This window comes from Streptomyces sp. NPDC002032 (assembly GCF_042890765.1).
In the GTDB taxonomy this organism is placed as follows: domain Bacteria; phylum Actinomycetota; class Actinomycetes; order Streptomycetales; family Streptomycetaceae; genus Streptomyces.
In genome coordinates this window covers 272,839-285,513 of the sequence record NZ_JBIASM010000007.1, presented here as the reverse complement: position 1 = coordinate 285,513, position 12,675 = coordinate 272,839, and the positions used below count along the sequence as shown (strand labels likewise).

Sequence of the window (12,675 nt, the reverse complement as noted above, 5' to 3'; positions counted from 1 at the left end):
CTTCTCTTGTTCCGTACTGCTGGTGCTACTGCTACTGCTACTGCTCCTGCTACCGCTGAGGCCGCCGTCGTTACAGGTGCGGCAGGATCGCCGGCATCAGGTCCTGGAAGGTCCGGCCGTTGGCCGGGTTGCCGAGGGCCGTCATCTGCCAGCCGCCGCCGGCCCGGGAGACCTTCGCCATGATCTGGGCGGTGTACTGGCCGCCGCCGTCCAGGGTGTAACGGGCCAGCTCCTGGCCGTTGGTCTCGTCGACGATGCGGCAGAAGGCGTTCTGCACCTCCTGGAAGGTCTGGCCGGTGAACGAGTTCACCGTGAAGACGATCTGGTCGATGTGGACCGGCACGCGCTGGAGGTCGACGAGGATCGCCTCGTCGTCCCCGCCCTGGCCGACGCCGCCGACGAGGTTGTCACCGGTGTGCCGGACGGAGCCGTCGTCGCTCTGCAGGTGCCGGAAGAACACCACGTCCACCGGCTGCTTCTCGGCGAAGAGCACCGCCGACGCGTCCAGGTCGATCTCCCGGGTCCGCGAGCCGAACAGTCCGCGGCGCTTGGCCGCCTGCCAGCCGAGGCCCATGCGGACCGCGGTCAGCGTGCCGCCGTCCGACTTCTGCAGACTGATGGCCTGACCCTTGGTCATGTTGACCGTCACGCGCTGTCCCCTCTCCGTAGCCCGCCCCCATTAACGGGCGCGCAGCGTGTAACCGTGGCTGTGCGCCCCAACCCTACTGACCGGCCCCGGGTCAGGCGAGACCCGCTTCCCTCATCTGCCGGAGCTCCTTCTTGAGCTCGCTCACCTCGTCGCGGAGGCGTGCGGCGACCTCGAACTGGAGCTCCGCCGCGGCCCCCCGCATGCGCTCCGTCATCTGCTCGATCAGCGCGGCCAGTTCGGCGGCCGGCCGGTCCGTGAGCACCTCGGCCGCCTTCGCGCCCTTGGCCCCCTTGCCGCCCTTGGCCGCCTTCGTCGCGCCCGCCGCCGCCTTGCCGCCGAGGGCCGGTACCGGCGCCTTGGCGCCCTTGCCCTCCTTGGCCTGCCGGTAGCCGGTGCCGAGCAGCTGCTCGGTGTCCAGCTCCTCACGGGCGATGGTGGCGACGATGTCGTTGATCTTCTTGCGCAGCGGCTGCGGGTCGATCCCGTTCGCGGTGTTGTAGGCGACCTGCTTCTCGCGGCGCCGGTTCGTCTCCTCGATGGCCTTCTCCATCGCCGGGGTGATCCGGTCCGCGTACATGTGCACCTGGCCGGACACGTTGCGCGCGGCGCGGCCGATGGTCTGGATGAGGGAGGTACCCGAACGCAGGAAGCCCTCCTTGTCGGCGTCGAGGATCGCCACGAGGGAGACCTCGGGCAGGTCGAGGCCCTCGCGCAGCAGGTTGATGCCGACCAGGACGTCGTACTCGCCGGCGCGCAGCTCGCGCAGCAGCTCGATGCGGCGCAGCGTGTCGACGTCGCTGTGCAGGTAGCGGACCTGGATGCCGAGCTCCAGGAAGTAGTCGGTCAGGTCCTCGGCCATCTTCTTGGTGAGGGTGGTGACCAGGACCCGCTCGTCCTTCTCCACGCGTGCGCGGATCTCGTGCACCAGGTCGTCGATCTGGCCCTCGGTGGGCTTGACCACGACCTCGGGGTCGATGAGGCCGGTGGGGCGGATGATCTGCTCGACGAAGCCGTCGCCGCGCGAGAGCTCGTACTTGCCGGGGGTCGCCGACAGGTAGACCGTCTGGCCGATGCGCTTCTGGAACTCTTCCCACTTCAGCGGCCGGTTGTCGAGGGCGGACGGCAGCCGGAAGCCGTGGTCGACCAGGGTGCGCTTGCGCGAGGCGTCGCCCTCGTACATGGCGCCGATCTGCGGCACGGTGACGTGGGACTCGTCGATGACGAGGAGGAAGTCCTCGGGGAAGTAGTCGATCAGGGTGTTGGGCGCGGAGCCGCGCTCGCGGTCGTCCATGTGCAGCGAGTAGTTCTCGATGCCGGAGCAGGACCCGATCTGGCGCATCATCTCCAGGTCGTAGGTGGTGCGCATGCGCAGCCGCTGGGCCTCCAGCATCTTGCCCTGCTTCTCCAGCTCCGCGAGGCGCTCGGCCAGCTCCGTCTCGATGCCCGCGATGGCCTTCTCCATGCGCTCGGGCCCGGCGATGTAGTGGCTGGCGGGGAAGACGTAGAGCTCGCGGTCCTCGCTGATGACCTCGCCGGTCAGCGGGTGCAGGGTGGACAGGGCCTCGATCTCGTCGCCGAACATCTCGATGCGGACGGCCAGTTCCTCGTAGACCGGGAAGATCTCGATGGTGTCGCCGCGCACCCGGAAGGTCCCTCGGGTGAAGGCGACGTCGTTGCGGGTGTACTGGATGTCGACGAAGCGGCGCAGCAGCTGGTCGCGGTCCATCTCCTCGCCGACCTTGAGCGGGACCATCCGGTCCACGTACTCCTGCGGGGTGCCGAGGCCGTAGATGCAGGACACGGAGGCGACGACGATCACGTCGCGCCGGGTCAGCAGCGAGTTGGTCGCGGAGTGGCGCAGCCGCTCCACCTCCTCGTTGATCGAGGAGTCCTTCTCGATGTAGGTGTCCGACTGCGGTACGTAGGCCTCGGGCTGGTAGTAGTCGTAGTACGAGACGAAGTACTCGACGGCGTTGTTCGGCAGGAGCTCGCGGAACTCGTTCGCCAGCTGGGCGGCGAGGGTCTTGTTCGGCGCCATGACGAGGGTGGGGCGCTGGAGCTTCTCGATCATCCAGGCCGTGGTCGCCGACTTGCCCGTGCCCGTCGCACCCAGCAGTACGACGTCCTTCTCACCTGCACGGATGCGCTTCTCCAGCTCGGCGATGGCCGCCGGCTGGTCGCCACTGGGCTGGTAGGGGCTGACGACCTCGAAAGGCGCCACCGTGCGTTCGATCTTCGATACGGGCCGCATGGGTCAACCGTACGGCCCCCCACTGACACTCGGCACGGTCTGGTCCGTTTGTCGTAGTTCGGTGGCGGGGCCGTGATCATCAAGCCCATGATCGCGGTGGAAGGGCTCGCCGCCGGTGCCCGGCGGGTGCGTCGCCGCAACGTCTGTCGCTCCGCACCCGTTTGAGGCAGAGCAGGGCTCACGACCCGAGGAGATCGCCCATGTACGTCGTCCGACCCGCCGCCGCGGCAGCCGCCGCCTTCCTGGGCCTCGCCCTCAGCCTGCTGGGCGCGGGGGCCGCGGCCGCCGCGCCGGGCGCCCCCGGCTCCCCCGGCTCCCCCCGCTCCACCGGCGCACCGGGCGCCCCGGCCCCCGCCTCCGCCTCCGGCGCCGCCACCGGCCAGCAGCGCTTCCTGGGCCCGGTCGTCTACTCCCACCGGGGGGCTTCGGCCTACGCCCCGGAGAACACCATCGACTCGATCGACCGGGCCATGTGGATGGGCTTCAAGTGGGTCGAGAACGACGTCCAGCGGACCCGCGACGGAGAGCTGGTCGTGATCCACGACGACTCGCTGGCCCGCACGACCAACGTCGAACAGCTGTTCCCCGATCGCAAGCCCTGGCTGGTCAAGGACTTCACGGCGGCCGAGATCGCCCGGCTGGACGCGGGGAGCTGGTTCGACCCGGCGTTCGCGGGCGCCCGGGTGCCGACCCTGCGGGAGTACATGGACCGGGTCCAGGACAACCAGCAGCGGCTGCTGCTGGAGATCAAGAAGCCGGAGCTCTACCCGGGGATCGAGGAGCAGACCCTCAAGCTGCTCGGCGAGCTGGGCTGGCTCGACGCCAAGCACGTCTCCCAGCGGCTGGTGGTGCAGAGCTTCAGCGCCGACTCCGTACGGATCGTGCACCGGCTGCGGCCCGACCTGGTGACGGCCTTCCTGGGCACCCCGACCGTCGCCGAGCTGCCCCGGTACGCCGAGTTCACCGACCGGATCAACCCCTGGCACACCACGATCACGGCCGACTGGGTCAAGGCGGTGCACGGCCTGCGGGGCGCGCACGGCAAGGCCATGGAGGTGGACACCTGGATCGTGGACGACGCGCCGACGGCCCGCAAGGTCCGGGAGATGGGCGTAGACGGGATCATCACCAACATGCCGGACGTCGTACGGGAGGCCGTGGGCGGCTTCTGAGCCGGGGCGGGGGCCGGGGGCCGGGGCGGGCCGGAGGCCGGGGCCCGGGCGCCGCCGGGGCGGGCCGGGCTGTCGGCGGGGCGCCGTACCGTGGAGGCGTGGACAGCACCGAGCGGCCCCGCGGGCCGCACCTCGAATGGACCGTCGTCCCCAGTGACATCGGTCCCCTCCTCCTGGCCGCGACCCCCGAGGGCCTGGTCCGGGTCGAGTTCCACGCCGGGCCGCAGCGGGCCGAGCGGATGATCGGCTCGCTCGTCTCCCGGCTCGGCGCCGACGCCCGGCGCCCGGCCCCGGGCGAGGAGGTCCTGCTGGCCGAGCCGATACGCCAGCTCGACGCGTACTTCGCCGGTGAGCTGCGCCGCTTCGCACTCCCGCTGGACTGGCGGCTCAGCTCCGGCTTCAACCGCCAGGTGCTGCTGGAGCTCGACCGTTCGGTCCCATACGGCTCGGTGGTCGGATACGGGGAGCTGGCCGCGCGGGCCGGGCAGCCGGGGGCGGCCCAGGCGGTGGGCAATGCCATGGGGTCCAATCCGCTGCCCCTGGTCGTGGCCTGCCACCGGGTCGTGGAGAACGACGGGGGCATCGGGGGCTTCGGGGGCGGGGTGGAGACCAAGCGGATGCTGCTCGCGCTGGAGGGAGTCCTTCCGCAGCCCCTCTTCTGACCTGCGCGTTATCCGCCCGGGCCGCCCTGTTCCGCCGCGCGGTAAGGGGTGGGAAACTGCCGCGGTGACTACTGCCGCCGCATCCGGCCTCCCCGCGCGCACCGCCGCGCGCACCCCCGCCCCGGACCTCGATCCCGCGTGTCCGCGAAGGGGGTGCCGGGCGTGACCTCCACCCCCGAAGTCACCCCCGGCGGCGTCGGCGACGCCACCGCGCCCGCCGATGCCGGCGGCGCGACGGCGGCGGTCCAGGCCCGCGCGGCGACCCCCGACGCGGCGGAGCTGCCGCGGCTCCAGCGCCGGATCTCCGGGGTGCTGATCGCCAGCCAGATGATCGGCAGCCTCGGCGTGCCCATCAGCATCGCCCTCGCCCCGGTCCTGGCCACCGAGATCAGCGGGACCGAGGCGCTGTCCGGACTCGCCTCCACCGCCTCCGTGATCGGCACCGCCCTGGTCTCCCTCCCCCTCGCGGCGCTGATGACCGCACGCGGCCGCCGGCCGGGGCTGGTCGTCGCCTACGCGATCGGCACGCTCGGCGCCGTCCTCGTCGTCCTGGCCGCCTCCGTCAAGAGCTTCCCGCTGCTCATGCTCGGCATGGCCGCCTTCGGCGCCGCCTCCTCCGCCAACCTCCAGGCCCGCTTCGCCGCCGCCGACCTCGCCGCGCCCGACCGGCGGGCCCGCTCGATCTCGGTGGTCGTCTGGGCCTCCACCCTCGGCGCCGTGCTCGGCCCCAACCTCTCCGCCCCCGCCAGCTCCAGCTTCGCCGGCACCTCCATACCCCAGACGGCGGGCCCCTTCGTCTGGGCCGCCGCCGTCTTCGTCCTCACCGGCACCCTGATCGCCGTGTTCCTGCGCCCCGACCCGCTGCTGACGGCCCGGGCCCTGGCCGAACCCGCGGAACAGTCCCGGCAGAGCCGCTCGCTGCGCGCCGGGGTCCGCGCCGTACGGGCCTCCCCGAGGGCCCGGCTCGCGCTGCTCACCGTCGCCGTGTCCCACACCACCATGGTCTCGATCATGGTGATGACCCCCGTCGACCTCGGGCACCACGGCGCCGGTCTCAAGCTGGTCGGCCTCGTCATCAGCGGCCACATCGCCGGCATGTTCGCCTTCTCCCCCGTCATGGGGTGGCTCGCCGACCGGCTCGGCCGGCTGTCCGTGATCGGTCTCGCGGCGGGGCTGCTGTCGGTCGCCGCGCTGCTCGCCGGCACCGCGCACGGCAACCACGCCCAGAGCGCGGCGGGCCTGTTCCTGCTCGGCCTCGGCTGGTCCGCCGGGATGGTGGCCGGATCGGCGCTGCTCACGGACTCGGTGCCGCAGCCCGCGCGGGCCGCCGTACAGGGCCTGAGCGACCTGACGATGAACACCGCCGCGGGGCTCGGCGGGGCGGCGTCCGGGCTCGTCATGTCCCAGGCGGGATACGGCTGGCTCAACGCGATCGGCGCCGCGCTGCTGCTGCCGATGGCGGCGCTCGCCCTGTTCACCTCACGGCGCCACCCCGTGACCGCGAAGGGCGTCAGTAGCTGATGTGGTAGGCCTTGCGGAGGGTCTCGTGCACCGTCCAGGTGGTGCGGTCGCCCTCCCGCAGGACGCAGGCCGAGCCCGGGCCGACCTCCAGCGTCGCGCCGCCCTCGACCTCGATCGTGGCCCGGCCGCTGACCACGACGAACAGCTCGTTGGCCTCCGTATCCGTGACCACGCCCGGGGTGATCTGCCAGATCCCCCGGACCTGCGAGCCGTCCTCGGCCTCCCACAGCACCCGGCCGGTCACCACGGGGGCGCCGGAGACGATCTGCGCGGGGTCGAGGTCCTCGGCCTCCAGCTCGGAGTCGGGTACGTCCGCGACGGACACGGCGAAGGAGCCGGGGGCGGGGTGATCACTGGTGCTCATGACGCGTCAGCCTAATCCGGGCTCCCCCGCCCCCGGGGTGATCAGAGCGTCCAGTGCGGACGCGGCGCACCCGTCACTCCGTCGAGCCCGGCCGGCCGGTTCCGGCCGGTTCCGGCCGGCGCGGCCCGGACGGCGGGGACGCGACTCGGACAGCTTCGCGCCGGAGCGCGCCGGGCGAGTTTGGCGGCGCGGAACCCGTGCCATGGATGGGGACATGCCACAGCACAGAGCAACCGAGGTCCCCGTCCTGTCGGAAGAGGTGCGCGAGGCGCTCGCCGCGCGCAGGCCCGTCGTCGCCCTGGAGTCGACGATCATCGCCCACGGGCTGCCGCGCCCCCGCAATCTGGAGGTGGGCCTGGAACTGGAGTCCCTGGTCCGGGCGGAGGGCGCGGTTCCGGCGACGGTCGCGGTGCTGGACGGGGTGGCGTACGCGGGCCTCGACAAGGGCGGACTGGAGCGGATCGCCGCAGGTGAGGGCGTCCGCAAGCTCGGCCACCGCGACCTCGCCCCGGCCCTGGCCACGGGGGCGACCGGCGCGACGACCGTCTCCGCGACGGCCCTGCTCGCCTCGCGGGCGGGGCTGCGGGTCTTCGCAACCGGCGGGCTGGGCGGCGTACACCGGGAGTGGACGCGCTCCCAGGACGAGTCGGCGGACCTCGCGCTGCTCGCCCGGACCCGGATCACGGTGGTGTGCGCGGGGGTGAAGTCGATCCTCGACGTGCCGGCCACCCTCCAGCGGCTGGAAACCCTCGGCGTCGGGATCCTCGGCTACCGGACGCGCCGCTTCCCCGGCTTCTACCTGGCCGACTCGGGCGAGCCCGTCGACTGGACGGTGCAAGGCCCGCGGGAGGTGGCGGCGGTGATGGCCGCTCAGGACGCGCTCGGCGGACCGGCGGCGGCGCTCGTGGTGGCCAACCCGGTACCTCGGGAGCGGCAGCTGGACCCGGCCCTGCACGACCGCGTCCTGGCCGAGGCGCTCGCCGAGTGCCGGACGCGCGGGATCACCGGGCAGGCGGTGACGCCGTTCCTGCTGGACCACCTCGTACGGGCGACCGGCGGAGCCTCCCTGGAGGCGAACCTGGCGGCGGTACGGGGCAACGTACGCCTCGGCGCCCTCATCGCCGGCGCCTGGGCGGCCCGCGCATGACGGCACCGGGGGGACCGGGGGCACCCGGGATACCGGGGGCGCTGGTGGTCGTCGGGGACGTGGTCACGGACGTGGTGGCGGTCCACACGGAGCCCCTCGCTCCGGCGACCGACACCGCCGCCCGGATCCGTACGCTGCCGGGCGGCGCGGGAGCGAACGCGGCCTGCTGGGCGGCCCGCTCGGGAGCCGCGGAGGTGCGTCTGCTCGCCCGGGTGGGCGCGGAGTCGGCCCGCTGGCACGAGCGGGCCCTCGTCGACGCGGGGGTCCGGCCCCGGCTGGTGGTGGACCCGGTGGAGCCGACCGGGACGGTGGTGGCGCTGGTCGGCAAGGACGCGGAGCGGACCTTCCTCACCGACAGCGGGGCCTCGCTGCGGCTGTGCCCCGCCGACTGGGCGCCCGCGCTGCTGGACGGCGCCGCGCACCTGCACCTGTCGGGGTACCTCTTCTTCGCGGAGAGCAGCCGGGAGCTGGCCCTCGTCGCACTGCGGGCCGCCCGGACCCGGGGGGTGCCGGTCAGCGTGGACCCGGCGTCGGCGGGCTTCCTGGCCGTGCTCGGCGCCGGGCGCTTCCTGGCGGCGGTGGCGGGGGCCGGCGTACTGCTGCCGAACGAGGACGAGGCCCGGGTGCTGACGGGCCTGCCCGATCCGGCCGCCGCGGCCGTCGAGCTGAGCCGGCGGGTACCGCTGGTGGTGGTCACCCGGGGCACGGGGGGCGCGCTCGTCGCGGAGGGGGGCCGGGTCACCGCCGAGGTCCCGGCGCGGCCGGCCGACGCCGTGGACACCACGGGCGCCGGTGACGCCTTCACCGGCGGTTTCCTGGCGGCCCGGCTGGCGGGCGCCGACCCGGCCGCCGCCGCCGCGGCGGGCTGCCGCGCGGCCGCCCGGGCGGTGACCCGCCTGGGCGGCCGCCCAGACTGACCGGCCCGGAGCCGGGGGCCGCCCGCGGCACGACGTGACGGGTGGTGCGGGACGGAGCCGCCGGACGGAGCGGGCAGGGAGGCCGGCAGGCCCGCCGCGCCGCCCCGCCCAGGCGCTGCCCCGGGCCCGTCATCCCCCGCCCGGGCAGCCGCTCCACGCCGGGTGCCGTGGATCGTCGGCCCGGACCAGGACGTCGGCCGCCGACGCCGGATCGGTTTCCCGCGCGTACCGGGCGAAGGCGGGCAGCGTCCAGCGCGCGCCCTCCTCCGTGCGCCGCGCCAGCGCCCCCGCCGACAGGCTGATGTGCACGCTGAGGTCGAAGGGGAACCAGTGCCCCATCAGCAGCGGTCCGTGCACGATCAGCACCGCTCCCGGCGGCAGCGCGGTGTACGGGCTGCGGGTGGCCCGGTCGGTCACCGGGTCCCAGAGGTCGGGCAGCACCCGTCCGCTCCCGCCGGGATCGGTCGGTCCGAACACCTCCCGCCACAGGGCGCCGGTGTCGTACCAGCCCCCGAGGAAGGCGTCCACGTCCTGCCGCCCGAACTCGTACCGCAGCGACGCCGGCCGCAGGAACCCCCCGGCGCCGACGACCAGCACCGAGCGGCCCCGCGACCGCAGCGCGTCCGCGAGCAGCCCCGCGAGCAGCCCGGTGTCGGCGGCGGGGGCGCCGTCGATGCCGACGCGCTGCCAGACCGCCTCCTGCCCGCCGCCGACGGCCCCGCCGTCCCCGCCGCCCCCGCCGTCCCCGGCCTGACCGTCGAGGTGGGCGGCGAGCCGCTCGGCCATCCGCTGCCAGGTGATCGCTTCCAGCTTCACCGTCCCATTGTCAGTGCTCGGCCTTAGCTTTTTTCACGAGGGATCACCGGTGAACAGGAGCCGTTGGCCCCGCTCTTGGGGAGGGGTCTGTCATGGCTCGGGAGACGACGTACCTGGAGCTGTCGCAGGAGGACGGCGCGGCGCACAAGTTCTACGAGGTGACGGTCGACGGCACCGCCGTCTCGGTGCGCTACGGCCGCATCGGCGGGGCCGGCCAGGTGCAGAGCTCCTCGTTCCCCACGCCGGACAAGGCCCGCGCGGCGGCCGCCAAGAAGATCGGCGAGAAGGTCCGCAAGGGATACGCGCCGGCGGTGCGGGGCGCCCGCGCGGCCCGCGCGGTGACCCGCAGGCAGGTCACCTCCACGCCGTCCACGGCGCGTGCGGTCGCGCCGGTGCTGTGGCGGATGCGCACGGGCTCCTCGGCGTTCGGCATCCACGTGGACGAGGAGCGCTGCTGGGTCGGCAACCAGGCGGGCGACGTCTACACGGTGAGCCACGGCGGTGAGGTGCTGGCCCGGTACTCGCTGCCGGACGGGGTCAAGTGCCTGGTCGCCGACGAGTTCTGGATCTACGCCGGCTGTGACGACGGCACGGTCTACGACCTCTCCTCCAAGGTGCCGTTCGGGGCGTACGACATCGCGGCGGACGTGGACATCTTCTGGCTCGACATCCGCGAGGGCGTGCTGAACGTGGCCGACCGCGCCGGCGGGCTGACCGTCATCGACCACGAGGACGAGTTCCAGTGGTCGCGCCGGTCCGCGGGCTCCAACGCCTGGATGGTCCGGGCGGACGACAGCGCCGTCTACCACGGCCACAGCCAGGGCGTGACGGCGTACGCCCCCGACGGCAGCGGTGAGTTGTGGCACACGGACACCGACGGCTCGGTGCTCTTCGGCTGGCAGGAGCGGGACGCCGTGTACGCGGGGACGGGGCGCAACACCGTGCAGCGGCTGTCCAAGGCGACGGGCGCGGTGGAGGCCTCGTACCGGTGCGACGCGGCGGTGTACTCCTGCGCGACCTCCCCGGACGGGCGGCACGTGTTCGCGGGCGACCTCGCCTCCTCGGTGTACTGCTTCGATGCCCGGGGGCGCAGGCTCTGGAAGCTCGGCACGGGCAGCGGGGCGGCCCTGTCGATGCAGTACTTCGACGGACGGCTCTATCTCGTCACCACGGACGGCTCGCTGGTGTGCGTGGACGCGAGCGAGGCGGCGATCGCGGCGGCCCAGCAGGGGTCGGTGCCCGCGGCGATGGACGTCAAGTCGGCCGCCGCCCTGCCGGTGTTCACCCCGGCGGCGTCGGCCGCCGCGGTGGCGACGGTCCGGTCGGCCGCGGTCCCGGCGGGCACGGTGGTCGTCGAGTGCGTCCAGCAGAACGGCCGGATGCGGGTGCAGGTGGTGTCGGAAGGGTTCGAGTCCAGCTGGAACGTGCAGTTCCCGCGCGGGATACGGGAGCCCGGCGCCCGGTACGTGGTGGACGGGCTGCACCCGGCGGCCGGGGGCTTCTACCGGGTGCGCGGCGAGATCCGCCGGCTGGTCTGAGCCCCGGCGGTGCGGTGCCGTGGCGGACGGGGGTCACCACGGCACCGCCCCGCGCGGGCCGGGCCCGATTGCCCGTCCGTGCGAGGTGAGAGAAGCACCGGCCGGCGGTATCACCACCGTATGAGTCTCGTCGTGTTCGAGTCGCAGAAGCAGATCCAGTGCGCCGACTGCCGCCGGGGCCCGCTGCGGCACCTCGTGCGGGAGGCCGGCGTGCCCCGCTGTCTGGACTGCGCCGATCTGGGGCACCTCGTGTACCTCCCGCGCGGCGACACGGCGCTCACCCGGCGGGCCCGGGAGGCCAGTTCGCTGTCCGCCGTGGTCGTGCGCCGGCACCGGGGGCGGCGGCGCTACGAGCGTCAGGGGCTGCTGGTCGAGGAGGCCGCCCTGGCCCGGGCCGAACGCGCCTGCCTCGCGGACGCGGACGCCCGCGCCCGCCGCCGGGAGCGCGACCGGCTGCGCAGGGCGGCCGAGGACGTCCGGTTCACCGCGGCGTTCGCCGCCGAGATCCTGCGGCTGTTCCCCCGGTGTCCGCCCGGCCGCGCCCATGCCATCGCGGCGCACGCCTCGGTGCGCGGCAGCGGCCGGGTCGGCCGCACCGCCGCGGGCCGGGCCCTCGACGAACAGGCGGTGTCGGTGGCGGTACGCGCGGCGGTCCGGCACACCGAGACCGACTACGACGCCCTGCTGATGGCGGGTGTTCCCCGCTTCACGGCCCGGGCCCGCCTCGCGGCGCAGATCGACGCGGTGCTGGACGGCTGGCGCGCGGCGTCGTGAGCACCGCCGGGCAGGCGCCCGGGTCCGGCCACCGCGCGGCGGCCGGACCCGCGCACCGCCCCGGGGCCGTCCCTCAGTTGAGGCGGAAGCGCCGGTAGAGGAGGGCGCCGCCCAGGAGCAGGCCCCCGCTGCCGGGCAGCAGGTAGCCGAGCCCGTCGGAGCCGGTGTGGGCCAGTGCCGTGGTCTCGCGCGGCGCGACGGTGCGGACCGCCGGGGCCGTGGGCGCGGGCGGGGTGACGGGCCGTGCCGTGACGGGCGGCTGCGGGGGCTTGCCGGTGGTGGGGGTCTCACCGTTGACGGCGGTGTTGCCCTGGGAGGCGTTGCCGACCCCGACGACGCTCACCGAGTTGCCGCTGAGGTTGACGGGCAAGTCGACGGGGAGCTGGAGGCCGTTGCCGGAGAGCAGACCGGGGGAATCCTTTCCGCGCCCGTCCGCGACGGCCCCCGCGCCGTTCCTCGACCCCGGTTTCGACGTGTCCCCCGATCCGGACGGATGGGCGGGCCTGGGCTCGGGATTCCCCCCGCCCCCCGGCCCGTTGGCACATCGGTTGCCGCTCGCGGAATTGAGCACCCCGACGACGCTGACGGTGTTCCCGCAGACGTTCACCGGGGTCTGCACGGGAAGTTGCAGCAGGTTGCCCGAGAGGAGTCCCGGCGAACGCTCGGCCTGCCCGCCCGCGTCCGCATCGGCGTGGGCGAGGCCACCCACCCCCGCGACCGCCAGTCCACCGCCCGCGACCATCGCCGCGATCAAGCCGTTCCGACGACTGTGACGCATCAGTTTTCCTGCCTTCCGGAGGGTTCGCGGACATCTTGTCCGCACCGGAAACAACGCCTTGAACCCATTCGGGTTATAGAGCCAGT

At 73.9% G+C, this 12,675-nt stretch carries 12 protein-coding genes; 7 read left to right on the top strand and 5 right to left on the bottom strand.

Going from position 1 to position 12,675, the window contains the following annotated elements:
* Window positions 1-70: 70 nt before the first annotated feature.
* Together ACFYYT_RS19225 and uvrB are read right to left on the bottom strand one after the other, a co-directional pair.
* A complete protein-coding gene (locus ACFYYT_RS19225) occupies window positions 71-649 on the bottom strand; it encodes a TerD family protein (RefSeq protein WP_351828963.1) in 579 nt (192 codons plus the stop codon).
* 91 nt (window positions 650-740) lie between these two features.
* Window positions 741-2,900 (bottom strand): excinuclease ABC subunit UvrB, encoded by a 2,160-nt coding sequence (uvrB, locus tag ACFYYT_RS19220; RefSeq protein WP_351828961.1) that lies wholly within the window; start codon window positions 2,898-2,900, stop codon window positions 741-743.
* A 200-nt stretch (window positions 2,901-3,100) separates the two neighbouring features.
* Between uvrB and ACFYYT_RS19215 the strand changes: the two genes are divergently transcribed.
* From ACFYYT_RS19215 to ACFYYT_RS19205, 3 genes are all read left to right on the top strand, one after another.
* A complete protein-coding gene (locus ACFYYT_RS19215) occupies window positions 3,101-4,072 on the top strand; it encodes a glycerophosphodiester phosphodiesterase family protein (RefSeq protein WP_351828958.1) in 972 nt (323 codons plus the stop codon).
* A gap of 98 nt (window positions 4,073-4,170) precedes the next feature.
* Window positions 4,171-4,734 carry a methylated-DNA--[protein]-cysteine S-methyltransferase gene (locus ACFYYT_RS19210; RefSeq protein ID WP_351828955.1) on the top strand — a complete coding sequence of 188 codons (564 nt, stop codon included), beginning with the start codon at window positions 4,171-4,173 and terminating at the stop codon, window positions 4,732-4,734.
* Between the two features lie 327 nt (window positions 4,735-5,061).
* Entirely contained in the window at window positions 5,062-6,255 is a 1,194-nt protein-coding gene (locus ACFYYT_RS19205) for an MFS transporter (RefSeq protein WP_388608644.1), read from the top strand.
* Here ACFYYT_RS19205 and ACFYYT_RS19200 read toward each other — a convergent pair.
* The gene (locus ACFYYT_RS19200) at window positions 6,245-6,619 is read right to left on the bottom strand and encodes a cupin domain-containing protein (protein WP_351828952.1); all 375 of its coding nucleotides are present in this window, start codon (window positions 6,617-6,619) and stop codon (window positions 6,245-6,247) included. The genes ACFYYT_RS19205 and ACFYYT_RS19200 overlap by 11 nt on opposite strands.
* A gap of 214 nt (window positions 6,620-6,833) precedes the next feature.
* On the opposite strand from ACFYYT_RS19200, the gene ACFYYT_RS19195 reads away from it, so the two are divergent.
* Both ACFYYT_RS19195 and ACFYYT_RS19190 read left to right on the top strand, forming a co-directional pair.
* The gene (locus ACFYYT_RS19195; protein ID WP_351828949.1) at window positions 6,834-7,766 is read left to right on the top strand and encodes a pseudouridine-5'-phosphate glycosidase; all 933 of its coding nucleotides are present in this window, start codon (window positions 6,834-6,836) and stop codon (window positions 7,764-7,766) included.
* Window positions 7,763-8,683 (top strand): carbohydrate kinase family protein, encoded by a 921-nt coding sequence (locus ACFYYT_RS19190; RefSeq protein WP_388608583.1) that lies wholly within the window; start codon window positions 7,763-7,765, stop codon window positions 8,681-8,683. The genes ACFYYT_RS19195 and ACFYYT_RS19190 overlap by 4 nt, the downstream gene beginning before the upstream one ends.
* A gap of 129 nt (window positions 8,684-8,812) precedes the next feature.
* On the opposite strand, the gene ACFYYT_RS19185 is transcribed toward ACFYYT_RS19190, so the two are convergent.
* Entirely contained in the window at window positions 8,813-9,499 is a 687-nt protein-coding gene (locus ACFYYT_RS19185) for a uridine kinase (protein ID WP_351825898.1), read from the bottom strand.
* A gap of 92 nt (window positions 9,500-9,591) precedes the next feature.
* On the opposite strand from ACFYYT_RS19185, the gene ACFYYT_RS19180 reads away from it, so the two are divergent.
* Both ACFYYT_RS19180 and ACFYYT_RS19175 read left to right on the top strand, forming a co-directional pair.
* A complete protein-coding gene (locus ACFYYT_RS19180; RefSeq protein ID WP_351825897.1) occupies window positions 9,592-11,037 on the top strand; it encodes a WGR domain-containing protein in 1,446 nt (481 codons plus the stop codon).
* 120 nt (window positions 11,038-11,157) lie between these two features.
* Window positions 11,158-11,811 (top strand): DUF2293 domain-containing protein, encoded by a 654-nt coding sequence (locus ACFYYT_RS19175; RefSeq protein WP_351825896.1) that lies wholly within the window; start codon window positions 11,158-11,160, stop codon window positions 11,809-11,811.
* Between the two features lie 73 nt (window positions 11,812-11,884).
* Here the strand turns inward: ACFYYT_RS19175 and ACFYYT_RS19170 are convergent, their stop codons facing one another.
* On the bottom strand, window positions 11,885-12,589 hold the full coding sequence (locus tag ACFYYT_RS19170) for a chaplin (RefSeq protein ID WP_351825895.1): 705 nt from the start codon (window positions 12,587-12,589) through the stop codon (window positions 11,885-11,887).
* Between the last annotated feature and the right edge of the window lie 86 nt (window positions 12,590-12,675).

Excerpts from the sequence above, each read along its gene's own strand:
- uvrB (WP_351828961.1), bottom strand. The coding sequence starts at position 2,900 with ATGCGGCCCGTATCGAAGATCGAACGCACGGTGGCGCCTTTCGAGGTC.
- ACFYYT_RS19215 (WP_351828958.1), top strand. The coding sequence starts at position 3,101 with ATGTACGTCGTCCGACCCGCCGCCGCGGCAGCCGCCGCCTTCCTGGGC.
- ACFYYT_RS19205 (WP_388608644.1), top strand. The coding sequence starts at position 5,062 with ATGATCGGCAGCCTCGGCGTGCCCATCAGCATCGCCCTCGCCCCGGTC.
- ACFYYT_RS19200 (WP_351828952.1), bottom strand. The coding sequence starts at position 6,619 with ATGAGCACCAGTGATCACCCCGCCCCCGGCTCCTTCGCCGTGTCCGTC.
- ACFYYT_RS19195 (WP_351828949.1), top strand. The coding sequence starts at position 6,834 with ATGCCACAGCACAGAGCAACCGAGGTCCCCGTCCTGTCGGAAGAGGTG.
- ACFYYT_RS19190 (WP_388608583.1), top strand. The coding sequence starts at position 7,763 with ATGACGGCACCGGGGGGACCGGGGGCACCCGGGATACCGGGGGCGCTG.
- ACFYYT_RS19180 (WP_351825897.1), top strand. The coding sequence starts at position 9,592 with ATGGCTCGGGAGACGACGTACCTGGAGCTGTCGCAGGAGGACGGCGCG.
- ACFYYT_RS19175 (WP_351825896.1), top strand. The coding sequence starts at position 11,158 with ATGAGTCTCGTCGTGTTCGAGTCGCAGAAGCAGATCCAGTGCGCCGAC.
- ACFYYT_RS19170 (WP_351825895.1), bottom strand. The coding sequence starts at position 12,589 with ATGCGTCACAGTCGTCGGAACGGCTTGATCGCGGCGATGGTCGCGGGC.